The organism is Flavobacterium sp. Root420 (assembly GCF_001427905.1).
Lineage (GTDB): Bacteria > Bacteroidota > Bacteroidia > Flavobacteriales > Flavobacteriaceae > Flavobacterium.
The window spans coordinates 101610-125699 of the sequence record NZ_LMEF01000023.1 but is presented as its reverse complement, the minus strand read 5'-3'; the positions used below and the strand labels follow the sequence as shown (position 1 = coordinate 125699).

At 33.4% G+C, this 24090-nt stretch carries 21 protein-coding genes; 10 read left to right on the top strand and 11 right to left on the bottom strand.

Annotated features, from left to right (window positions below; translation table 11 throughout):
- Window positions 1-16 precede the first annotated feature (16 nt).
- Window positions 17-1759 (top strand): APC family permease, encoded by a 1743-nt coding sequence (locus tag ASC72_RS12525; protein ID WP_056191192.1) that lies wholly within the window; start codon window positions 17-19, stop codon window positions 1757-1759.
- 304 nt (window positions 1760-2063) lie between these two features.
- Here the strand turns inward: ASC72_RS12525 and ASC72_RS12520 are convergent, their stop codons facing one another.
- A complete protein-coding gene (locus ASC72_RS12520) occupies window positions 2064-3551 on the bottom strand; it encodes an aminotransferase class V-fold PLP-dependent enzyme (RefSeq protein WP_056191190.1) in 1488 nt (495 codons plus the stop codon).
- Window positions 3552-3733: 182 nt separating this feature from the next.
- Between ASC72_RS12520 and msrA the strand changes: the two genes are divergently transcribed.
- Window positions 3734-4267, top strand: a complete 534-nt coding sequence (gene msrA, locus ASC72_RS12515; protein ID WP_056191189.1) for a peptide-methionine (S)-S-oxide reductase MsrA — start codon at window positions 3734-3736, stop codon at window positions 4265-4267.
- A 185-nt stretch (window positions 4268-4452) separates the two neighbouring features.
- Entirely contained in the window at window positions 4453-6021 is a 1569-nt protein-coding gene (locus ASC72_RS12510; protein ID WP_056191930.1) for a YdiU family protein, read from the top strand.
- A gap of 70 nt (window positions 6022-6091) precedes the next feature.
- Here the strand turns inward: ASC72_RS12510 and ASC72_RS12505 are convergent, their stop codons facing one another.
- On the bottom strand, window positions 6092-7057 hold the full coding sequence (locus ASC72_RS12505) for a YpdA family putative bacillithiol disulfide reductase (RefSeq protein ID WP_056191188.1): 966 nt from the start codon (window positions 7055-7057) through the stop codon (window positions 6092-6094).
- A gap of 3 nt (window positions 7058-7060) precedes the next feature.
- Window positions 7061-7537 carry a CYTH domain-containing protein gene (locus ASC72_RS12500; RefSeq protein WP_056191187.1) on the bottom strand — a complete coding sequence of 159 codons (477 nt, stop codon included), beginning with the start codon at window positions 7535-7537 and terminating at the stop codon, window positions 7061-7063.
- Window positions 7538-7771: 234 nt separating this feature from the next.
- Between ASC72_RS12500 and ASC72_RS12495 the strand changes: the two genes are divergently transcribed.
- Window positions 7772-8326 (top strand): hypothetical protein, encoded by a 555-nt coding sequence (locus tag ASC72_RS12495; RefSeq protein ID WP_056191928.1) that lies wholly within the window; start codon window positions 7772-7774, stop codon window positions 8324-8326.
- 95 nt (window positions 8327-8421) lie between these two features.
- On the opposite strand, the gene ASC72_RS12490 is transcribed toward ASC72_RS12495, so the two are convergent.
- From ASC72_RS12490 to ASC72_RS12465, 6 genes are all read right to left on the bottom strand, one after another.
- Entirely contained in the window at window positions 8422-9468 is a 1047-nt protein-coding gene (locus ASC72_RS12490) for an o-succinylbenzoate synthase (protein WP_056191185.1), read from the bottom strand.
- Between the two features lie 130 nt (window positions 9469-9598).
- Window positions 9599-10801: a M48 family metallopeptidase gene (locus ASC72_RS12485; RefSeq protein ID WP_056191927.1), complete on the bottom strand. Its 1203-nt coding sequence runs from the start codon at window positions 10799-10801 to the stop codon at window positions 9599-9601.
- A 234-nt stretch (window positions 10802-11035) separates the two neighbouring features.
- On the bottom strand, window positions 11036-11713 hold the full coding sequence (locus ASC72_RS12480) for a metal-dependent hydrolase (RefSeq protein ID WP_056191183.1): 678 nt from the start codon (window positions 11711-11713) through the stop codon (window positions 11036-11038).
- A 29-nt stretch (window positions 11714-11742) separates the two neighbouring features.
- Window positions 11743-12705 (bottom strand): 1,4-dihydroxy-2-naphthoate octaprenyltransferase, encoded by a 963-nt coding sequence (gene menA, locus ASC72_RS12475; protein WP_056191181.1) that lies wholly within the window; start codon window positions 12703-12705, stop codon window positions 11743-11745.
- A 107-nt stretch (window positions 12706-12812) separates the two neighbouring features.
- Window positions 12813-13646, bottom strand: a complete 834-nt coding sequence (locus ASC72_RS12470; RefSeq protein ID WP_017498510.1) for a 1,4-dihydroxy-2-naphthoyl-CoA synthase — start codon at window positions 13644-13646, stop codon at window positions 12813-12815.
- 785 nt (window positions 13647-14431) lie between these two features.
- The gene (locus ASC72_RS12465) at window positions 14432-15289 is read right to left on the bottom strand and encodes a S1 RNA-binding domain-containing protein (RefSeq protein WP_056191179.1); all 858 of its coding nucleotides are present in this window, start codon (window positions 15287-15289) and stop codon (window positions 14432-14434) included.
- A 165-nt stretch (window positions 15290-15454) separates the two neighbouring features.
- On the opposite strand from ASC72_RS12465, the gene ASC72_RS12460 reads away from it, so the two are divergent.
- Complete coding sequence (locus ASC72_RS12460) at window positions 15455-16804, top strand: M28 family metallopeptidase (protein WP_056191177.1); 1350 nt, start codon at window positions 15455-15457, stop codon at window positions 16802-16804.
- 57 nt (window positions 16805-16861) lie between these two features.
- Here ASC72_RS12460 and menD read toward each other — a convergent pair whose 3' ends face one another.
- Window positions 16862-18523 (bottom strand): 2-succinyl-5-enolpyruvyl-6-hydroxy-3-cyclohexene-1-carboxylic-acid synthase, encoded by a 1662-nt coding sequence (menD, locus tag ASC72_RS12455; protein WP_056191175.1) that lies wholly within the window; start codon window positions 18521-18523, stop codon window positions 16862-16864.
- A 172-nt stretch (window positions 18524-18695) separates the two neighbouring features.
- Here menD and ASC72_RS12450 point away from each other — a divergent pair, with 172 nt between their 5' ends.
- Together ASC72_RS12450 and ASC72_RS12445 are read left to right on the top strand one after the other, a co-directional pair.
- The gene (locus ASC72_RS12450; protein WP_056191172.1) at window positions 18696-19871 is read left to right on the top strand and encodes a thioredoxin fold domain-containing protein; all 1176 of its coding nucleotides are present in this window, start codon (window positions 18696-18698) and stop codon (window positions 19869-19871) included.
- A gap of 73 nt (window positions 19872-19944) precedes the next feature.
- Complete coding sequence (locus ASC72_RS12445) at window positions 19945-20442, top strand: GNAT family N-acetyltransferase (protein WP_056191171.1); 498 nt, start codon at window positions 19945-19947, stop codon at window positions 20440-20442.
- Between the two features lie 257 nt (window positions 20443-20699).
- Here ASC72_RS12445 and ASC72_RS12440 read toward each other — a convergent pair whose 3' ends face one another.
- Window positions 20700-21284, bottom strand: a complete 585-nt coding sequence (locus ASC72_RS12440) for a glutathione peroxidase (RefSeq protein WP_056191169.1) — start codon at window positions 21282-21284, stop codon at window positions 20700-20702.
- A gap of 914 nt (window positions 21285-22198) precedes the next feature.
- Between ASC72_RS12440 and ASC72_RS12435 the strand changes: the two genes are divergently transcribed.
- The 3 genes from ASC72_RS12435 (at window position 22199) to ASC72_RS12425 (ending at window position 23998) form a co-directional block, all read left to right on the top strand.
- Window positions 22199-22729: an RNA polymerase sigma factor gene (locus tag ASC72_RS12435; protein WP_056191167.1), complete on the top strand. Its 531-nt coding sequence runs from the start codon at window positions 22199-22201 to the stop codon at window positions 22727-22729.
- Window positions 22729-23517, top strand: a complete 789-nt coding sequence (locus tag ASC72_RS12430) for an anti-sigma factor domain-containing protein (protein ID WP_056191165.1) — start codon at window positions 22729-22731, stop codon at window positions 23515-23517. The genes ASC72_RS12435 and ASC72_RS12430 overlap by 1 nt, the downstream gene beginning before the upstream one ends.
- Window positions 23518-23611: 94 nt before the next feature.
- Window positions 23612-23998: a DoxX family protein gene (locus ASC72_RS12425; RefSeq protein ID WP_056191163.1), complete on the top strand. Its 387-nt coding sequence runs from the start codon at window positions 23612-23614 to the stop codon at window positions 23996-23998.
- The last annotated feature ends 92 nt before the right edge of the window (window positions 23999-24090 follow it).

The following is a 24090-nucleotide window of genomic DNA, read 5'->3' as shown; positions in this document are numbered from 1 at the left end:
TTAATTTTCAATACTTATGAAAGAAGTCATACATAAAAAATTAAATCAATTACAGGCAACAGCAATTTGCGGTAACGATATTAGTTCTTCCTGTTTATATGTTTCGGCGTTAACCATTTTGTATGCAGGTCAGTATGCCTGGATTTCTTTATTAATTGTTGCTGCCGTTTTATTTTTATTCAGACGTATTTATGGTGAAGTTGTTGGAGCAATTCCTTTAAACGGTGGCGCCTACAATGTTTTATTAAATACGTCAACAAAACGTCTTGCCTCCCTCGCTGCTACATTAACTGTTTTGTCCTACATGGCAACAGCTGTGATTTCGGCATCTGAAGGAATGCATTATTTACACGGAATTTTTGAAGGGTTAAATGTAACCATCGCCACTGTCATTGTTTTAGTATTATTTACAGGACTCGCTATTTTAGGAATTGGAGAATCAGCATTTGTTGCCGTAATTATTTTCTTAACGCATATTGCAACTTTAACTTTGCTCGTTTTAGCATCATTATGGTTTTTGATGCACAACGGTTTAGAAACCTTTCATATCAATTGGCAAACCCCTATTGCCACCGGAAATATAAAAACAGCTCTTTTTCTGGGTTTTTCTGCTGCCATGCTCGGAATTTCAGGTTTCGAAAGTTCTGCGAATTTTGTTGAAGAGCAAGAACATGGCGTTTTTCCAAAAACACTTCGCAACATGTGGGCAATTGTTAGTTTTTTTAATCCGGTAATTGCTATACTATTAATAAGTGTAATTCCGCTGACAGAAGTTGGAGAAAACAAAGAATCACTTTTGGCACATCTTGGAGAAACTACCGGCGGATCCTGGCTTGCCTGGTTAATTTCTATAGATGCTGTACTCGTTTTATGTGGTGCCGTTTTGACTTCATTTGTCGGTGTTTCGGGCTTATTAAACCGAATGACTTTAGACCGAATACTTCCGAATTACTTCCTGAAACAAAATAAAAGAGGTTCGCATTACAGAATCGTAATTAGCTTTTTAGTTCTTTGTATATCAGTACTTTTCGCTACAAGTGGACATTTGGAATCGCTTGCAGGTGTCTACACTTTTTCATTTTTGGCTGTGATGGCCTTATTCGGAATCGGGAATTTACTACTGAAATTCAAACGACGAAAACTCCCAAGACCAGAGCGCGCACGAGGCATCGCTGTGGTAATAGCTGTTTCGTTTATTATCGCCGCCTTTATAGGAAACATGAGGCTTAACATCAATGCGTTTTACACATTTTTGCAATACATGATTCCATCCTTAATTTTTATTGCAATCATGCTTAATCGCGTCATGCTGATCAAACTTTTAATTGAAGCGTTAGAGTATTTCTACCAGCCCTTACGCCGAATGGTAATTGTCAGCAATCGATATTTACAAAAAATGAGTATCGAAATCAATTCGCAGGAATTTGTCTTTTTTACCAAAGGAGATGATATCGCAATCCTGAACAAGGTATTGCAATATGTCGAAAATAATGAAACTACCAAAAAGTTAAAAATAGTTCACATCAAAAGTGACGGTGCAAACAATGAAGAGCTTAAAAAAGATTTAGAAGTTTTAGATCGCGCATACGACGATATTGATATCGAATTTCTGGAAATTCACGGTGTTTTCGGTCCTGAAATTATCGATGAGCTTTCTGAAAAATGGAAAATCCCAAAAAACTTTATGTTTATCGGTTCACCCGGAAATAAATTTTCGTACCGCGTTTCAGACTTAGGTGGAGTTCGTTTAATTATGTAGTTTCATATTTTTCAGGAGCAAATGTCTTTGGGTTTTCAAGACGACCAGTCCCGCTTTCGCCTATATCTTTGTTCGTTCCTCTCAAAGGATACCGGTTCTATCGGGGCTAAATTATAAGTTTAGTTTTTCATAATGCGTTTAGCATAACGTTACCAATTTAACCACAAGGTTCGCAAAGTTTATTTTAAATCGCGCAAAGACGCGAAGGTGCAAAGTTTATCCTCAAAGCTTTGCGAACTTTTCATTTGTAAACACATAAGGGGAAAAAACTTAGCGTCCTTTGCGTTAAAAAAACATTCCAACCCTAAGATTTAAACCACCCGGCAACTAATTCATCTTCAAATGAAGTAGCATTTTTATGAACAAATTCATTGGTTTTATTATTATAAGAATAATCTAAAGCCCATGTTTCGTGATTATTAGCTAAATCTTTAATGCTATCACAAACATAAGCGATTTCTTCATCGGTGGTAGTTGGATGAATTGACATTCTGATCCATCCTGGTTTTTTAATCAAATCTCCAATTGTGATTTCGTCAACCAATTTATTTGAGGTTTCCTGATCAACATGAAGTAAAAAATGACCGTAAGTCCCTGCACAACTGCATCCTCCTCTGGTTTGGATTCCGAATTTGTCATTCAATAACTTTACACCTAAATTAAAGTGTAGATTTTCAATAAAAAAAGAAACAACTCCTAGACGATTTTTATGTTGTCCGGCCAGAATTTTAATATTCTCAACTGGTTCCAACGCTTCAAAAACATAATCAACGATTTCGTGTTCACGCTGCAAGATGTTCTCAATTCCCATTTCTTCTTTCAATTCAATTGCCAGTGCGGTTTTGATAACCTGTAAGAAACCTGGTGTTCCCCCATCTTCACGGTCTTCGATATTGTCAATATATTTATGTTCGCCCCAGGGATTTGTCCAGCTTACTGTTCCTCCTCCAGGACAATCCGGAATCATATTATTGTATAATTTTTTATTGAAAATCAAAACCCCTGAAGTGCCGGGACCTCCTAAAAATTTATGAGGAGAAAAGAAAATAGCATCCAGATAGGCTTCAGGATCTGAAGGATGCATGTCAATTGCTACATAAGGACCGGAACAGGCAAAGTCAACAAAACAAACTCCGTTATGTTGGTGCATTAATTTTGCTGCTTCATGAAAAGGCGTTTTCAAGCCTGTTACATTCGAACAGGATGTTATTGAGGCAATTTTAATTGTTCGATCTGCATATTTCTCTAATAAAACAGTCAGATTATCTAGACAAAAAAGCCCTTTTTCACAAGACGGAATAATTTCAACATGTGCAATAGTCTCCAGCCAGGAAGTTTGGTTGGAGTGATGTTCCATATGAGAGATAAAAACGACAGGTCTTTTTTCAGCAGGAACAGTGGTAAAATCTTTCAGGTTTTCAGGAATTTTTAAACCCAAAATACGCTGAAATTTATTAATAACACCCGTCATTCCGGTTCCATCCGTAATTAAAACATCATCCTGATTCGCATTAGCATGACGCTTAATAATATTTCTGGCATGATGATAGGCTTTTGTCATGGCAGTACCTGACACAGTAGTTTCAGTATGTGTATTTGCTACAAAAGGGCCAAAATCATTCAGAAGTTTCTCTTCAATTGGTCGATACAATCTTCCGCTGGCAGTCCAATCGGTATAAATAATCTGTTTTTTACCGTATGGAGACGTAAATTCCTGATTAATTCCAACTATATTTTTACGAAAATCCTGAAAATAAGTTTCTAAAGTGATGGTATTATTTTTGCTATTCATTAGTGTGCCTGAGTTTGATGCAAATATAATTGCTTTTTTGCAAAATTGCGAATTTATCAATTGTAAACTTCAAACATTCAAGAACTGATTAGTATATTTAACTAAAATGCTGTTTTTTTAACAAATTATCATAATATTCTATCGGATTAATAGGGCAATAGAAACTTAAATGAGACTATTCTATGAAGAATTTATCAGTAGCTACTTTTGGTGGTGGATGCTTTTGGTGTATTGAAGCTGTAATTCAGCGTTTAAATGGTGTAGAATCCTTAAAATCAGGATATTCAGGAGGTTTTATTAAAAATCCACCGTACCGTGAAGTTTGTACTGGCAGAACGGGTCATGCCGAAGTCATACAAGTCACTTTCAATCCTGACATAATTTCATATCATGATTTGATTTTTATATTTATGACAAGTCACGATCCAACAACACTCAATCGACAAGGAGCAGATGTTGGTACGCAATACCGTTCCATCATTTTATATCATGATACAGAACAAAAAGCGATTGCAGAGAAGGTTTTTGAAGAAGTGAAATCATTTTACGAAGATCCAATTGTAACGGAACTTACTGCTTTTGAAGTATTTTACGAAGCCGAAGAAGATCATCAAAATTATTATAATAACAATCAGGATGCGCGTTACTGCCAAATCGTAATTGACCCAAAAGTGCAGAAATTAAAAAAAATGTACGCAGAGAGATTAGTAAACTAATTTAAAAGTTTTTGCCACAGATTAAAGGATTTCATGGATTAATTTTGGAATAAAAATTTCCGCCACGAATTCACGAATTTTTTAAATACTTAGCGCAATCATTCGTGAATTCGTGGCTATTTTTATACATATAGCAGTAATTTTAATCCGTGTAATTGGCCGCAAAAAAAAAAGAAAAAATTCAAATGAAAAATTTAAAAATAAATAATCGATTTACAACTGAATTACCTGCAGATCCCGATGAAGCCAATGAAATTCGTCAGGTTAAAAACACGCTATTTTCTTATGTAAATCCGACAAAACCTTCAAATCCAACTTTAATTCACGCTTCTGAAGAAGTCGCAAAGATGGTTGGAATAACAGCAGATGAAATTCAGTCAAAAGAATTTTTGAATGCTTTTTCAGGAAAAGAAATTTTACCGGAAACCCGTCCATATGCGATGTGTTATGCGGGACATCAATTTGGGAATTGGGCCGGACAATTGGGCGACGGTCGTGCTATTAATTTAACCGAGGTTGAACACAATAACGAGTTTTTTGCCTTACAATTAAAAGGTGCAGGGAAAACTCCCTATTCAAGAACCGCAGATGGTTTGGCTGTTTTACGCTCTTCAATACGTGAATATTTATGTGCTGAAGCCATGCATTATTTGGGAGTTCCCACTACCCGATCACTTTCCTTAATGTTATCTGGAGATCAAGTATTGAGAGATGTTTTATATAATGGAAATCCTGCGTATGAAAAAGGTGCTATTGTTTGTCGCGTTGCACCATCATTTATCCGTTTTGGAAGTTTCGAAATGCTTACTGCAAGAAATGAACTTAAAAATCTAAAGCAATTTGTTGAGTATACGATCAAACATTATTTCCCGGAAATAAAAGGGGAACCAAAAGAGCAGTATTTACAGTTCTTTAAAACTATAGCAGATACAACTCGTAAAATGATTGTAGATTGGCAGCGCGTGGGATTTGTGCATGGCGTTATGAATACAGATAATATGTCGATTCACGGAATCACGATTGATTACGGTCCCTACGGCTGGTTGGAAAACTACGATCCAAATTGGACTCCCAACACGACAGATTCGCAAAACAGACGATATCGATTTGGAAATCAGCCTCAGGTTGCACAATGGAATTTATATCAATTGGCTAATGCCCTTTATCCATTAATTAATGAAGCAGAACCTTTAGAGAATATTCTTCAATCATTTATTACTGATTTTGAAGAAGAATATAAAACTATGTTTTTAAGCAAATTGGGATTATTTACTTCAACTGAAACTGATAGCAAACTAATTGCGGGTTTAGAAGCTGTTTTACAATTATCTGAAACGGATATGACTATCTTTTTTAGAAATTTAAGCAAGATTACGAAGGCAGATTCTGTTGAAAATGCAATTGAAAAAATTCAGGATTCTTTTTATTTACCGAATGAAATTAAAGAGGATATTTTAGATTCCTGGAAAAAATGGTTTACTGTTTATCTGCAAAGATTAAATAAGGAAGCGCTTTCTGATGGGGATCGTGCAGAAAAAATGAATCATATTAATCCAAAATATGTATTGCGAAATTATATGGCACAATTGGCTATTGATGAAGCCGACAAAGGTGATTATGCTGCAATCAATGAGTTATATTTACTATTACAAAAACCTTATGATGAACAACCTCAATCAGAAAAATGGTTCGCAAAACGACCAGATTGGGCACGCTCAAAAGTGGGTTGCTCTATGCTTTCCTGTAGTTCGTAAAAAGTTTTTGCCACAGATTCAAAGATTACATAGATTAATCATTGAAATCCTTTAATCTGTGGCATTTTTTTTATTTCGAAATAATACAATCCACAATCATTTTGGCGTGAACGCGTGAGTTTTCTATAAACCATTTATGCGTTTGCATTCCGCCACAAACTACTCCTGCTAAAAATAAGCTTTCAACATTGGTTTCCATTGTTTCCGGATTGTAAGTTGGTATTTTCAATTCATCATCAGAAAGCTGAATTCCCATTTTTTCCAGGAAAGTTAAATCTGGTTTGTATCCCGTCAAAGCTAAAACAAAATCATTTTCAATGGTTACTTTTCCCGTTGGCGTTGCAATTTCGACTTCATTTTCCCGAATTTCAGTAATATTCGATTCAAAATAAGCTTTGATGCTTCCCTCTGCAATTCGGTTTTCGATATCGGGTTTTACCCAGTATTTTACCCTATTATTAATTTCGTTTTTACGAATCACCATCGTAACGTTTGCTCCTTTTCTCCAGCATTCCAGTGCAGCATCAACAGAAGAATTATTAGCGCCAACAATTAAAACATTTCTAAAAGCATATTCATGTGCCTCCTTGTAATAATGACGAACTTTAGGCAACACCTCACCTTTTACCTTCATTTCTATTGGAATATCATAAAAACCTGTTGCAATTACCACGTTTTTAGCTTCATATGAATTTTTATCAGAAGTGATTTTGAAGATTGAATTTTCTTGTTTTTGAACACTAAGTACTCTTTCAAACAAGTGAATCGAAAAATTAAAGTAACGATGAATATTTCGGTAATATTCAAGAGCTTCCTGACGACCAGGTTTTGGTGCCAGACAGTTAAACGGAATATCTCCGATTTCTAATCTTTCGGCAGTAGAGAAAAAAGTCATGTATAACGGATAATTGAAAATACTATTAACAATTGCACCTTTTTCAATAATTAAATATTTTAATTTTTTCTTTTGAGCTTCAATTGCACAAGCCAATCCAATTGGACCGCCTCCCACAATTATCAAATCATATGCTGCCATAAATTAGTGTTTTTCCCACGTTTTAAAAGGATTTTTGCTCAAATACGCATTGTAATATCGTTCATCATTTGTTACTTCTTCTCCCAGCCAATCTGGTTTTTCAAAAGAATCTGTTTCTGATTCCAATTCAATTTCAGCCATTATCAAACCTTCATTTTCCCCATAAAATTCATCGACTTCAAAAACATGTTTTCCGGATTGTATTTCATAACGTGTTTTCTCTATCTTTCCCTTTTCGCATAATTTCAGCAATTCCTGCGCTTCATCCAGCGGAATTTCATTTTCCCATTCAAAACGAGACATACCACCGTGCTGACCAATTCCCTTAATAGTAAGAAAGCCTTTTTTTCCTTTAATTCTAACACGCACGGTTCGCTCCGGAAGTGAACTTAAATAACCTTGCGCAATTTGATTTTGAGCAAAAGCCTGTTCCTTAAAATCACTGGATTTTACAAGAAACTTTCTTTCAATTTCTATCATTTTAATATCGTAATTAATTTTTAATGCAAGTTACTCAATTTAATTCAGTCCTGAAATTGAGATCACATAATGTCAATAAGAATCGAAAAATATAACTGCTTAAAAATTAAACCGATAACATTAAATTAACTGATTATTAATACAGTCTATATTTATTTTTTTGTTAATTTGATAGAGCATTCAGCCTTATTCTTCTCGGCCAATAATTTAATGTTCAATCAAAAATATACTGTTATGGATATCTCTAGTATCTTAATCCCTATATTAACGGGAGTAGTCTTTGGAATTTTAGGCTATTTTTTAGGAAAGAAATCAGCATCAAATATACATCATTCACTTGCCTTATCGCTACAATCAGAGTTAGATGCCTGCAAGAAACATACAAAAAGTTTAACTACCAGGATTTCGTCTCTCGAGGCTGATTTAGCAACAAAGAAAACGAAATCTGTTAAAAAGAAATCTATTGTAACTAATTCAACATCGACATTTTTATTTGATGCAGGAATAGCCAAAACAGTTTTTGGTAAAAAAATAAAAGAAAATGATCTGAAAATCGTTGAAGGAATTGGACCGAAAATAGAAGGTTTATTTAATGCGGCCGGAATCACAACATGGAAAGATTTATCTGAAACATCGACTGAAAAACTACAAGCGATATTAGACGGTGGCGGAGAGAATTATGCAATACATAATCCCAGCACTTGGGGTAAACAGGCTTTATTAGCTTATGAAGGTAAATGGGAAGAACTTAAAGCATGGAAAGCCGGATTGCGCGGAGGGAAAGAATGAAACTTGAGAAGGTTCAGAGCAACAAAGGAACAAAGATTTTTTTTTCTCTTTGTTATTTTAAATCTTATTTTTCTTAACTGAATTAGGTTAGTTTTTTATTCTTTATCGAAAAATGACGAATCCCATTTTTTTGTTTTGTTGTACCATAATTGTCCCTTTGAAACTTCTAAAGGACAATCAAAATTATTGGTATAAAGTGCTCCTGTTCCTAAGCCCTGAGGCATTTTTGAGTTTAATGTAAATGTCCATTGTGCAATAGCATTAAGTCCAATATTACTTTCTAATGCAGAGGTGATCCACCAGCCAATATTATATTTATCCGCCAATGTAATCCATTCCTGTGTCCCTCTAAAACCGCCAACAAAACTTGGTTTTAGAATAATGTATTGTGGTTTTATTTTTTGTAATAATTTTTCTTTTTCTTCGAATGAAAATACGCCAATTAATTCTTCATCCAATGCAACCGGAAAAGGTGTTGTTTTGCATAATTCTGCCATTGCCAGAACATTCCCTTTTTTAATAGGTTGCTCGATACTATGTAGCTGAAATACTTTTAATTGATTTAATTTATCTAAAGCTTCATTTAAAGCAAAAGCGCCATTGGCATCCACTCTGATTTCGATTTGCTCTGCAGAAAAATGGCTTCTGATAAATTGCAATAATTCGAGTTCTTTCTGGAAATCAATTGCGCCAATTTTTAGCTTTATACAATCAAAGCCTTGTGCTAATTTTTCTTCAATTTGTTCTTTCATGAAAGAAGCTTCTCCCATCCAAACTAAACCGTTTATAACAATAGATTTGGAATTATTAGTAAATTCTGAAGGAAACAAGAGATATGGGTTTTTACTTTTCAATGATATAAAAGCCATTTCGATTCCGAATTGTATGGAAGGAAATTCTAACAAAGCTTCCCAAAGAGCGGTTTCTCCCAAATGAATATTCTGGCATGCCCAATTTAATTTTTCTTCATAATCATCCCGATCATCAGCACTTAAACCACGCAAAATACCACACTCGCCTATTCCTTTATTACCATTTTCTTCAAGAACGATGAACCAGGTTTCTTTCTCGGTCATAACGCCTCTGGAAGTTCCGGAAGGTCGTTTAAACTCAAGCATATATTTGTGATAGGTCGCTTTCATATTTTTTTCACCATCTAAGTGATATAAGAAAATTTAAGTTTCGCTTAATTTAGTAACTAGAAAGAAATATAAGCTAAATCTTCAGCCCACTATAAAATGAACTTATATAACTTATATGGTGGAAAATTTACTAATTATAAAGCTTCAATACTTTTTCGAAGTCTTTTGATGGTAAACCTGCTTTTTTGAAATTCGTAAAATCAAGTCTTGTTTTATCTGTCCAGCTTAGGCTGTCGGTTACATTTTGCGTTTGATATTTTTTGTAAATTGGTTTTGCAGTACCATAATCATCACTTAATAAATAAACATGAGCAAGGTTTAATTTTATCTCCAATTCTGTATCGTCGAGCTTCTCGCCTTCTTTTAAGAATTTAATAGCTTTTGCATATTGTTTGGTCAAAATATAGCAGTAACCAATTGAACTGTAGTCTAAAACTGTTGCTTTTCCGTCGTTAATAATTGTATTTAACTTCGGAATTGCTTCATTGTATTTTTGCAATTTTATTAATGTAGCAGCCTGTGTTCGTAAATCGCCGTATACGTTTTTAGAGATGTCAGCGTCTTTATAACAAGCATTTCCAAAATCTTTATATACTTTGTTTTTTTCGATTGGCAATAACTTTTGAAATTCTGAATAACGATATTGTTTTATAATTTTATCTAAAATACAAACGCAAAAATCATCAGAATTAGCCATTTTTTGAGCCATTGTTGATGTTTTGCATAAGCTGATGATTTCATTTTTGTTATCCTGATTCCAGCCACGGTTCAATTTGGTATCAACCCAAGGCACCACTTCTAAAACAATTTTTTGATTCAAAAGCCAGTTTTTGCTGTGAAAACCAAACCAAATTGTGCTGATGTCTTGTCCTAAACAAGAAGATTTGTCTAATGATAATCTTTTCGCATCTTTACTTACTTCATCGACTTGGGCGTAACAGGCTTTGTCTGTTTTTCCGTCGTCAATGTATTTTTTTGCATATTCTTCTGAAGTAAAAAGTGCATAAGTGCAGTTGTCGTCACCGGAAATTTTTGACATTAGAAAAACGGCTCCGGCAGAACCCTGACTTATTCCGGTTGGGTCCGGAATTGCTTTTAATACCGAAACCAAACTATTCGCCATTTGCTGGTTTTCATCTAAAAGCGTAATTCGGTATACAATTTCTGTGGTTCCAACAGGAAGATCTTCTGTTTTTAAAGTGATTCGGTCGCGTGCAGAAACTATGATTTCTTTGGTTGTTGCACGCTCTTTGTCCCAATAACCATCTTTTTGGGCAAAAGAATTAAAGGAAACAATAATTAAAAGAGATAAAATTATTTTTTTGAAATTCATATTTATGGTAATAAGTTTTTTAGCCACGAATGCACGAATTAAAACTGGATTATTAAATTTTATTTTGATCATTTAATGATGACATATATTATGCCAAAATAAATGTTCTTTTGAAACCAAGTCCCCTAGCCCCGATAGAAGCGATATCCTTTTGTGCCGGGGTTCGGCACAAAAGATATAGCGGATAGCGGGATTAGCTCCTTATTCTTCGACTTCGCTCAGAATGACAATTAATTATAATTCAATAGATTCTCCGATTTCCAAAAGCATTAAATCTTTTCCTTTATCGAAAAATTTTCGAATTGATTCTTCGTGATTGATTTCGATGTAACCAAAAGTATCAAAATGATAACCTAAGATTTTATCGCATTCTACAAAATCAGACGCAATAATAGCATCTTCAACATCCATAGTAAAATTGCTTCCGATTGGAAGAATCGCTAAATCTAACTTGGTACGCATCGGAATCAGTTTCATATCCATTGTAAGAGCTGTGTCGCCTGCAATGTAGATGTTTTTATGTTCTCCTTCAATAACAAAACCTCCGGGATTTCCGCCGTAACTTCCGTCTGGAAAAGAACTTGAGTGAATAGCGTTTACATATTTTACTATTCCGAAATCGAATTTCCAGCTTCCACCATGGTTCATCGGGTGTGCATTATGGCCTAATTTGGCATAATAACTTGTTATTTCTGCATTAGAAACGATTACTGCATTGGTACGATTTGCGATAGCTTCAACGTCTAAAACGTGATCGCCATGCGCATGTGTAAGCAAAATATAATCGGCTTTTAATGTGTCTATATCAATTCCCGCAGCTTGTGGATTTCCTGTAATAAAAGGATCAACAAGAATATGTTTTCCTCCAACTTCAATGCCTAAAGAAGCGTGTCCGTAGAATGTGATTTTCATTTTTATACAATTTAAAGTTGAACTTTATCTTATCTTCCTCCTAAGAAGAGATTAACAATGATATCTGAAATTAACGAAATCATACATACTGTCAAAAATATTGAAAGCAAGAAAGTGCTTAACGCCACTTTTTTTAATTCCGGATCTAAAAGCTTTGGATCTTGGTTTTTATAAACGGTGATTAAATGTTTAGTTAAAGGAATATAAGCCAATAAAAATAAATATTGGTCGAAACGATAATCGCTCAAAATAGCAAAAATAAGCACCAAAAGCATCGCTGTAATAATCAATGTGAAATGATAAATTTTGGCTTTTGCACCACCAATTTGCACTACAATAGTGTTTTTGCCTGATTTTTTATCAGATTCTTCATCACGCATATTGTTTAGGTTTAAAACACCTACACTTAATAATCCGATAGAGATTGCCGGTAAAATTAAAAGTGGATCTATTTCTTTTGAATATAAAAAGTTAACACCCAAAGTACTTACTAATCCGAAGAAAACGAAAACAAAAATATCTCCAAAACCTCTGTAGCCATAAGCTGAGTTACCAACGGTATAACGAATCGCAGAAGCAATTGCTGCAATTCCTAACAATAAAAAGAAAATTGAATAACCGAAATTACTTTCCCCAAAAGCAAAATAAATTAATATGATAGCTGACAATAAAGTCAATGAAGCAGTAATAATAATAGCTTTTTTCATAGCCTGAGGCGTAATCACGCCGCTTTGAATGGCACGTTGCGGGCCAACACGATCTTCATTGTCTGTACCTTTTACACCATCTCCGTAATCATTTGCAAAATTGGATAAAACCTGTAAACCAAGTGTTGTTAAAAGTGCAAAACCAAAAATTTTCCAACTGAATACTTCTGTTGGTGTATTGATGGTTGCAGTTGGGTTTGATAAGGCGTATATACTTCCTACTATAATTCCGGAAACTGATAAAGGCAATGTGCGCAGTCTGGCGGCTTCAATCCAATGTTTCATTCTTTTAAATTTTAGATTTTAGAGTTTTGATTTTAGATTATTAGATTCTGAATTAAGATCACAGATTTTAAAAATCTAAAATCTGCAATCTAAAATCTAAAATATTTTTAAGGAAGCCATTTATTTTCTCCGAAATTTGGTTTTCTTTTTTCTAAGAATGCGTTTCTACCTTCTTTTGCTTCTTCGGTCATGTAGGCCAAACGAGTTGCTTCTCCGGCAAAAACCTGTTGTCCTACCATTCCGTCGTCTGTTAGGTTCATGGCGAATTTTAGCATTTTTATAGAAGTTGGAGATTTTTGAAGAATTTCCTGTGCCCATTCATAAGCAGTAGCTTCAAGTTCGTCGTGAGGAATAACAGCGTTTACCATTCCCATATCCATTGCTTCCTGAGCTGAATAATTTCTTCCTAAAAAGAAAATCTCACGTGCTTTTTTCTGCCCCACCATTTTTGCTAAATAAGCAGATCCGTAACCTCCGTCAAAACTGGTAACATCAGCATCTGTTTGTTTGAAAATAGCATGTTCTTTACTGGCTAAAGTCATATCGCAAACAACATGCAAGCTATGTCCACCACCAACTGCCCAACCCGGAACAACGGCAATAACTACTTTTGGCATAAAACGAATTAAACGTTGTACTTCCAGAATATTTAGACGATGTTGTCCATCTTCACCTACATAACCCTGATGTCCGCGAGCGTTTTGATCGCCACCACTGCAAAAAGAATAAACGCCATCTTTAGTTGATGGGCCTTCAGCAGAAAGTAACACTACTCCTATCGAAGTATCTTCTTGTGCATCGTAAAAAGCCTGGTATAATTCTGAAGTTGTTTTTGGGCGGAAAGCATTTCTAACATTAGGTCTGTTAAATGCTATTCTGGCAACTCCATTACATTTTTTATAGGTTATATCTTCAAATTCTCTGGCAGTGATCCAATCCATTTCTATTTGTTTAGTTTTAATAATTATAGTGTAAAAATAAAGCATTTTTACATTTTTACCTACTCAAATCGGCTTAAGTCTGCATGAAAATAACTTTAGAATGCAGCAGAAACTATTTACTAACAAAAAATAACATTATTTAACATTGGATTTCAAAAATAATTAAGTAATTTTATACCCTAGAAATCAATGAGATACATTTTATTTCACTGATTTATGATTGATTTTCTTTCACTGATTTATTAACCTAAAAAATGACTTTTTTTGAGAAAAATTAAAAATTTTGTCGCTCATTTTTTTACGGTTTTTATTAGTAAACCTTTGACTAATGAGCAAATGATTTATGCGTTTGTTAAGACTTCAAAAAGGAGATAGTAACACCTAAGGTTAAATGCTAGAATTGTTTAAGTAATTAGTATAAGATTGATTACGAAAAAGAAGAAAATGCTAACCAGAACATTCTATAAGTTATTTTATCAACCAAATGGATTAGCCGCGAAATTGATTTTTTGCTTTTAAGATGAACGTATTGATTGTTTAAAGACATACCAGATGAGAGCGTAACTCCTAAAATTTATAAAGTTGTTATTCTTTTAATGGATTCGAATTATTTTATTTCTGTTTTTTTTTAATTACAATTTTTTTTAAAACTGAATAAAAAGAGAAAGGCTGCTTGTAATGAGCAGCCTTTCTTGTTATAATGATTCTTGCGAATAAATTCCAAACTCCAAGCTATAAATTCTAAATAATTCTTATGGAATTTAAATATTGGAATTTTAGAAAATCTAATTTTCTTTTACCAGATAAATTCCATCTTCTTTGATTTCGATGAGTTTATCTTTGTATAAAGCTCCAATTGCTTTTTTAAAGGTTTTTTTACTCATTTTTAAAACCGTTTTAATGTCTTCCGGATGTGAGGCGTCATTTAGTCTCAGGAAACCGCGATTGGCACGTAATTCATCCAAAATCTTTTCAGCATTTGGCTCAATACTTTGATAACCTTGCACTTGTAGAGCAACATCTATTTTATTATCCGGACGAATGTTTTTAATAAAACCGATCATTCTGTCTCCGGTTCTAATCGCGTCATCATAAACTTCATCTTTATATAACAAACCCTTGTGTTGTTCATTGATGATAACATTGATACCTAATTCAGTAATGTGTGAGACTATCAAATCAACTTCTTCTCCTTTTTCAACTGTAAGCTGATCGTTATTTAAAAATTGATTCAATTTACTTGAAGCCACCAAGCGATTGGTTTTTTCATCCATATAAAGGTAAACTAAGTAACGTTTTCCTTTTTCCATAGGGCGAGCCTGTTCTTTAAACGGAACAAGAATATCTTTCTCCATTCCCCAATCCATAAAAGCACCAACCTGATTGATATAATTTACTCTTAAAAGTGCAAATTCATTCAATAAAATATAAGGTTCAAGTGTCGTCGCCACCGGACGTTGTTCGTGGTCTAAATAAACGAAAACTATAAGCTCCTCGCCTATTTCAAATTCGTTTGGAACGTATTTATTCGGTAATAATATATCGTGAATTCCTTCAGGATCTTTTTCAGGATTTCCTAAAAATAACCCGACTTTGGTATCGCGTAATATGGTAAGTGTATTGTATTTTCCTATTTCAATCATATTCTTAAGTTCTGAGTCGATAAATGACTAAGTTTCTAGCTGCAAATGTACGAAGTTTGAAAATGGTAAACCGAAAAATATTTTGGATTAAAAAAAAGCAATCCCCATCTTATTATAGTTTATGCTTTTTAATTAAATTTGAGAACCTAAATTAACTCCAAATCAATGAAAAAAATTACTTTTTACTTCGTTTTTGCCTTTTTACTATTTTCTCAGACGGGTATTTCGCAGGTTGCTGAGGATCCGGAAATTAAAAAGATGATTTCAGAAGTTAAAGCCGAAAACCTCGAAGCAACTGTCAGAAAACTGGTGACTTTTGGAACCAGACATACATTAAGCGATACCAAAAGCAAAACAAAAGGTATTGGAGCCGCACAACAATGGGTAAAATCTGAGTTTGACAAATATGCGTTAGAATCTGGTGGAAGATTAACTTCTACAATTGATTATTTTACAGTTAAGGCAGATGGAAAACGTGTTAAAGTAGATAGCCAGCTTGGTAATGTAATGGCTACTTTAAAGGGAACAGATCCTAATGATAATCGTGTACTTATTATTAGTGGACATCTTGATTCACGCGTTTCTGATGTAATGAATATAAAATCTGACGCTCCCGGTGCCAATGACGATGGTTCTGGTGTTGCAGCTGTTATCGAATTGGCTAAAATAATGAGCAAAAGATCTTTTCCGGCAACTATTATTTTTGTTGCTGTTGTTGGTGAAGAACAAGGACTTATTGGAGCCCGTCATTTGGCTGAATTCGCTAAAGAATCAAACTGGAATATCATCGCCATGCTTAATAATGACATGATTGGAAACAGTTTATCCAGCGGAACTAATTTAAGAGACAATACACAAATCAGAGTTTTTAGCGAAACTATTCCGTTTTTAGAAACCGAAGATGAAGCCAAAATGCGTAAATCAATTAATCGTGATAATGACAGCCCTTCGAGATTATTGGCACGCTATATTAAAACAACTACAGAACAATATGTAGACCAGCTTTCTGTAAAATTAGTGTACAGAAATGATCGTTTTTTACGCGGAGGAGATCATACTCCTTTTAGTCAAAACGGATTTACAGCAGTTCGCTTTTGCGAAATGAATGAAAATTTTGATCACCAGCATCAGGATTTAAGAACGGAAAACAATATAAAATATGGCGACCTTCCTGAATTTATGGATTTTAATTATTTAAGAAAAAATACCTGCTCCAACTTAGCGGTTTTAGCTAATCTGGCATGGTCTCCAAAAGCACCTGTCAATGTTGGAATTGAAGTTAAAAACCTTTCTAACTCTTCTACATTAATTTGGAGTGCTCCAGAAGATAAACCGCAATTTGGTTATCAGATTTTGATGAGAGAAACATCATCATCTCATTGGGAAAAAACATTTTTTGTAAAAGATACCAAAGCTGAGATCCCGTATTCTAAAGACAATTATTTCTTTGCCGTACAAACAGTTGATGCGTTAGGCCATGCCAGCATACCGGTTTTCCCACTTCCGATTCGTTAAGATTTTATTTCAATAGAAAAGCGCCTTGTAAGGCGCTTTTCTTTTTATATACTAGTCTTAAACCAGCTCTTTAAAATATTGTTTTAGAATGACATCATTTTCTCTGGTCGGTGTAAAGACTTCTAAAATAACAGGTTTATCGTTCTGTGAATAAAGCTTATCAATTCCATTTTCCAATGATTTCGTATCGGAAGCTGTTATATATTCAAACTGATACATTTTCGCCAAATGCTCAGCAGTTAAATGGTGTGAAGTTTCAAAATACGTATTGAAAACAGGTTTTTCTTCATGGCCTGGTAAAATTCTAAAAATTCCTCCTCCTCCATTATTGATCAAAATAATTTTGAAGTTTTTTGGGATGTATGAATTCCACAAAGCATTGCTGTCGTACAAAAAGCTAATGTCTCCGGTAATAAAAACATTTGGTTTTCTGCTTCCTACTGAAGCACCAATAGCTGTTGATGTACTTCCGTCAATTCCACTCGTTCCACGGTTACAAAAAACTTCTATTGAAGGATCAATATGAATTAATTGCGCATATCGAATGGCTGAACTATTACTAATTTGCAACTGGCTGTTTTTAGGTAACGATTCGATAACTTTCTCGAAAACTTTAAAATCTGAAAAGGGTATTTTTTCCAGGTATTGATTTCTTTTGATTTTACGAAATTTATAAATTGTACCAATTTTTTCAGCATATTTACTTTTTGTAAAGCTTGTTTTTGAAAACAAATCGGTAAAGAAATCATTTGGCTGCATTACAAAATGTTTTGTCAAAGCATTGAATGTATCGTAAGCCCTCAATGTATCAATATGCCAATGCTCTTTTGGTTTGTGTTTACGCAGGAAACCTTTGATACGTTTAGACACAATCATACCTCCAAAAGTTATTAAAATATCTGGATTAAGCTCTTTAAAATCAACATCGTCAAATGGTGTAATTAAAGTATCTATGCTATTAATAAAATCGGGATGATGTAAGTTTGAAGTCGTTTCTGTCAGCACTACAACAGACGGATCTTTTGCAAAATTGTCGATAATTTCCTGCTCGATAACGTTAGCTTCATTTACGCCAACCAAGATTAATTTGCGTTTGGCTGAATTCCAGATTGAAACAAAATCGGCCACATTTTCAATAGTTTTTGTACCGATGATTTCTTCTGAATTCGTGATTTTTGGTTGAACAGAAAGTGTTTCTACCGTTTCATACAAAGGTTCTTCAAAAGGTGCATTAATATGAACCGGTCCTTTTTGAAGAATCGCAGTTTCGATAGCTTTGTTGATTTTTAAGTCATTTTCATCAGAAGCTTCTTCTGCTAAATTGGCATTAAAAACCGAATGATTCTGAAAAACATTTTCCTGACGAATTGTTTGTCCGTCTCCAATATCAATTTTACTTTGCGGACGATCTGCTGAAATTATTATCAATGGAATCTGACTGTAAAAGGCTTCGGCTACAGCCGGATAATAATTCAAAAGTGCTGAACCAGAAGTACAAACAAGGGCAGTTGGCTTTTTAGTTTGCTGTGCGATTCCCAATGCAAAAAAAGCAGCGCAACGTTCATCTGCTATGCTATAACAAGTAAAATTAGGATTTTGTGCAAAACCTATCGTTAAAGGTGCATTTCGTGATCCAGGAGAAATAATAATATTAGTAATTCCTTTTGCTAAACAAATTTCGATAATGCTCTGAGCAAGCGGTATTTTGGGGTAAATCATTCTTATGGTGTATTATTTTTAAAGAAAATCTAAACTTGAAGATTTTTTTTGACATCACAAAGTTACAAACTTCACATTTGATTTACTTATAAATTAGGAAGATATTAAGGCGGTTTTTATAAAAAGGAAATATATTTGTAAAAGCATTTTTTTTGATCAAAATAAACTTTGTATGCGTTTCATCTATCTTTTTTTACTTTGTATTTCGATACAAACCGTAAAGTCACAAAATCAATTTGTACCTGATGATACGCCTTATAAAAAAGCTTTAGAAACTGCAAAAACAGCAGGAAAACCACTTTTTATAATGCTTTATGCCGACTGGTGTCCGCATTGTAATCTGATGAAAAAAGAAGTTTTTAGTGATCCGAATGTGATCAATTTTTTGAAGGAAAATTATGTCTGCATTTGGAAAAACATTGAAAAAGAAGAAGGATTAGCGCTTAAGAATAAATACAATACCAAATCGTTGCCTACTTTTTTGTTTTTAGATTCTAATGAAACACTTTTATATGCACTGAAAGGCGAAATGAAAACCGCCGAGTTCATGAGCGAAGTAAAATATGCCTTGAATTCAAGAATGCAATTGCCTTATTTAGAAAAAGAATTTCTTTCAGACCCTAGTAATTCTAACAAGTTTTTTGCTTACCTAAACACTTTAAAAAAAGGAAAAGACAGAACGGAATTATCTGTTCCCACTCATATTTATCTAAAAACACAGTCAGATATGCAATTGGTTAGTGAAACGAATTGGCGAATTATAGCCAATGGTGTTACGGATATTAATTCGAGAGAGTTTCAATACGTTTTAAAACATCAAAAGGAATTTGCTGCTGTGGCTTCGCAAAATCGTGTAGATCGTAAAGTAGAAAGTATTGTTACCGAATTACTTCGTCCTTTAGTTGACAATTTAGATACTGTAAACTATTACAAACAGAGAGAAGTTGCAAAATCTATTCGGTTGCAAAAGACAGATTCTTTGGTTTTTAAATTTGATTTGACTTTGGCAGAAAGAACTGAAAAATGGCAGTTCTATAAAACAGTGACACTAGAAAATACACAAAAATTAGTTTGGAATGATGCCAGCTTTCTGAAAGATATTGGGCAAACTTATTTGAAACATATTAAAGATACAGAAAGCCTGAAAAAATCTATTTTCTGGGTAAAACATTCTTTAGAATTAAATGATTCTTACGATGGAAATTTGCTCGTCGCAAGACTTTACCATAAAATTAAAGACAAAAAATCAGCTTTGCAATATGCCAATGATGCCAAAGTTATTTGTACCGAAATGACCTGGAACACTAAAGAGGTTGACACTTTATTAGCTGAATTGAACACTAAATAAAAAAAATAGCCACGAATTCACGAATTATTAAAATAAAAAATTCGTGAATTCGTGGCTAAAAAAAATTAAAACCATGAGCCTTACTCTGAGACCTGCGACAAAAAATGATTTAGAAAAAATTCTGGACATTGTAAACCATTCCATTCTGTATACAACTGCAAACTACAGTTATGACATTCAAACTATTGACGTTCAAACAAAATGGTTTGAAGATAAAACTGCAAAAAATCTTCCTATTGTGGTTGCTGATCTAGATGGCGAAGTGGTTGGTTTTGGCAGCTATGGACAGTTCCGTGAAAAAATTGGTTATCAATATACGGTTGAGCATTCGGTTTATGTGGTGGATCATTTGATTGGAAAAGGCATTGGGTCTCAATTATTGACAGAATTGATTCGCCTGGCCAAAGAACAAGGATATCACGTTATGATTGGAGCTATTGACGCTGATAATGCAGGAAGTATTGCTTTTCATGAGAAATTTGGTTTTGTGGTAACGGGAACAATTCGTGAAGTGGGTTACAAATTTGATCATTGGCTTGATTTGGTTTTTATGCAGTTGATCCTTGCTTAACCGCAAAGGGCGCAAAGGTTTTTTGCCTTAGCTTACCCTTAGAAAACGCAAAGTTCGCAAAGCTTTGCTTGTAAGTACTTTGCATCTATTGCGTAACTCTTTGCGAACCTTGCGGTTAAATCACTTCAATCCATTAAACGCAAAGAACACAAGGTTTTTATTAAGGTCGTAAACTATTAAGCTTTTCAATAAAAAAATCCACAAACTTGAGTTTCAAAATTCAAATTTGTGGATTTTTTGGTTGAGATTATTTTGAATTAGCTTTTAATCCAATTAATCACTTCTGGTTCTGTAACTAGTGTTTTTGGTTTGATTACTTTTACGAGTTCACCTTTTTCATTGATTAAGTATTTTTGGAAGTTCCATTCTACTTCAGAATCCTGTAAACCGTTTTTCGATTTTTGTGTTAAGAATTTATAAACCTCACACATATCATCTCCTTTTACCGAAACTTTGTCCATCATTGGGAAGGTTACACCGTAATTTAATTGGCAAAACGCTTGAATTTCTTCATTGGTACCTGGTTCCTGAGAGGCAAAATTGTTTGCAGGGAAACCAACAATTACAAAACCTTTGTCTTTATATTCTTTGTAAACAGCTTCAAGATCTTTGTATTGAGGCGTTAATCCGCATTTTGAAGCGGTGTTTACAATCATGATTTTTTTTCCTTTTAAAGAAGCAAAATCAAAAACGTTTCCTGATAAATCTTCAACTTTAAATTGATAGATGGTTTGTTTTCCCATAACTTTTTCTGTTTTAGATTTATTGATACTTGTTTGTGCCTGAAGTTGTGACGCCATTAAAAAGACGGCACTACAAACTAAAAATGCTATTTTATTCATCGTTTAATTTTTTATAAAATTAGTTAAAATCTGTTTTACAGAAAGACTTTGATCGCTTTATTTTTATTAAACATAAGTTAAATAAAAAAACGAAGCCTAACGTTAATCACTCGTTAGGCTTCTCCCATACAAACAAATCAAACCATGAATTAATATTATCCTTTAATTTTATAAAATAAGAAAATTGGTGCTATCCTGAATCCTTACCTTATAGTTACTTTATCTTTAAATTATAGTTGATGCCTTCCGGTTATAGTGAAAATTAATTTTAAAACTCTAATTCATATTCCCCAGCTGATCTTTTTAATGGCGTGTATATGGAAATCTCAATTCGATTTAATTTGGAAAATACAGTTTGCAAATAATTTTCGGGTTGGAAGTCCGGGGACATCAACTATTAATCTTTAACTGTTAATTTGAATACAATCGCTTTGACAAACTACAACATTTAAAGCCGAATGATGAACCATTCCTTTTCGAAAATTTTTATTATTCAAATTTGACAATGCTAAAACACTAGTCAGACCTATAATTAAAATTTTTAATTTATTCAGATTTTTCATAGTATCATTCTTTTTTATCACGATTAATTTTAAATAATTCTTTAAACGAATGTTAAAATAAATATTTTTGATTTATTTCTAACATGCTAATTATAAGCAAACAAAAGTGTTATTTATGAAAATGTTGTTTTATCGAATAGTACTTTTTATGTTATAACAGCATTTACGTAATTGGGTTGCTTTTGGTTTTAAAAAAAATAAAAAAAATCAATATTTTTTTCTAAATCCCTTATTTCACTAAGGGTTCTGTTGTTAAAAAAAATCTATTTTTGATAAAAAAATAAATTATCTTTATCTCAATTAATACAATATTGCTTAATAAATTTTGTTTAAACTTTAAAACCTTAATCTATGAGTCAAGAAGAACTATTAGTTTTGATCTACAAAAAAGACGAAAGAGCTTTTACCCACTTGTATGATATGTATTCCAAAAGTTTATTTTCGGTCATCCATGTTTTGATAAAAAATAGGGAAGAATCTGAAGATGTTTTGCAAGAAGTTTTTGTGAAAATCTGGAAAAATATCGATTCGTATAATGAAAGTAAAGGCCGCTTTTATACGTGGATCCTTAATATTGCCCGAAATACCTCAATAGATAAATTAAGATCTAAAAACTTTAATAACAGCAAAAAAAACCTTTCATCAGATAATTTCGTAAATCTGTTAGACGACAGTAACAAACTGCTTAATAAAATTGATACCATTGGGATTCAGGAATTCGTCAAAAAACTGAAACCAAAATGTATTGAAATTATCGATTTGTTATTTTTTAAAGGATATACCCAACAAGAAGCTTCAGAAGAATTGGCATTGCCACTGGGAACTATCAAAACGCAAAACAGAAATTGTATCAATGATTTACGTAATTATTTAAAAATCTAATGGAAGCACAAGAATATATAGAATCAGGAATTCTAGAACTATACGTTTATGGTTTATTAACCGAAACTGAAAATTTAGAAATAGCCGAGATGGCTAAAAAAAGTCCGGAAGTGGATCAGGAAATTATTTCGATAGAAAAAGCTATTGTAGCTTTATCATCAAGCTTCTCTCCTTTTCATTCTGTAGCCAATTTCGAGAAGATAAAAGCCCGTTTAGAACTAAAACATGGCAAAGTAGTCGAAATAAAACCGACTTCGAAATGGTCACAATATGTGGGCTGGGCCGCAGCAGTTTTATTCCTTTTAGGACTTGGATATCAAACTTTAGAATTGACAAAAACCAAAGATGCTATTTCAACTGTTGGTAATGAAAAAACTAAAATCGAAAGAGAGTTTGCTTATTTAGATCAAAAAAATAAAGAAACTGAGAAAAGTTTAACAATCGTTAGGGATATCAAAAACACAGGAGTAACACTTGGTGGTCAGGCTGTTTCGCCAGCATCATTTGCAAAAGTGTATTGGAACAAAGAGACCAAAACCACTTATATTGATGCTGCCGGTTTACCTAAACCTCCAAAAGGAATGGTTTATCAGGTTTGGGCATTGAAATTAAGTCCGGTGCTTACACCGACAAGTATTGGTTTATTGAGCGATTTTGAAGGAAATTCAAATAAAATCTTTGCTGTAGACCGTACTAACGAAGCTGAGGCTTTTGGTATAACATTAGAACCTGCCGGAGGAAGCTTAATTCCAACAATGACACAATTGTATACTTTAGGAAAAGTTTAAATAGTAACTTAGTATAAAACTTTAAACGCATATTAATTTATTTAATGTGCGTTTTTTTATTATTTTTAATTCTACTAACTAACGAAAACCAAAAATGAACGGAACTTTACTTTTAAGAATTGCTGTCGCTATTATCCTTCTCACGCATTCCGTTTTTGGAATGTTTAACAACGGTATAAATGACTTTGGAAATTTATATTTAAATCAGATTGGGTTTGCTCCTTTTGGTGTTTTTCTGGCCTGGTCTATCAAATTATCGCACGTTGTTGCAGCGATACTTTTAATTCTGAATAAATATGTGAAACTGGCCGGATTCATAACCATTTTTGTTTTAATTATGGGAATCGTTTTAGTTCATTTTCAGGAAGGCTGGTTTGTAGTTGGTGGCGGAAGAAATGGTGTTGAATATAATTTTTTATTAATTGTAGTACTATTGGCAATTATGTTTCCTAATGGCTTTAAAAAGAATAAAATCGGATAAAATTATTTGAATTAAATACCATAAAATGGAAGTAATATGCGAAAATTGTCATCAGGTATAATTTTAAATCAAAAAAGGTTCAACATTACATT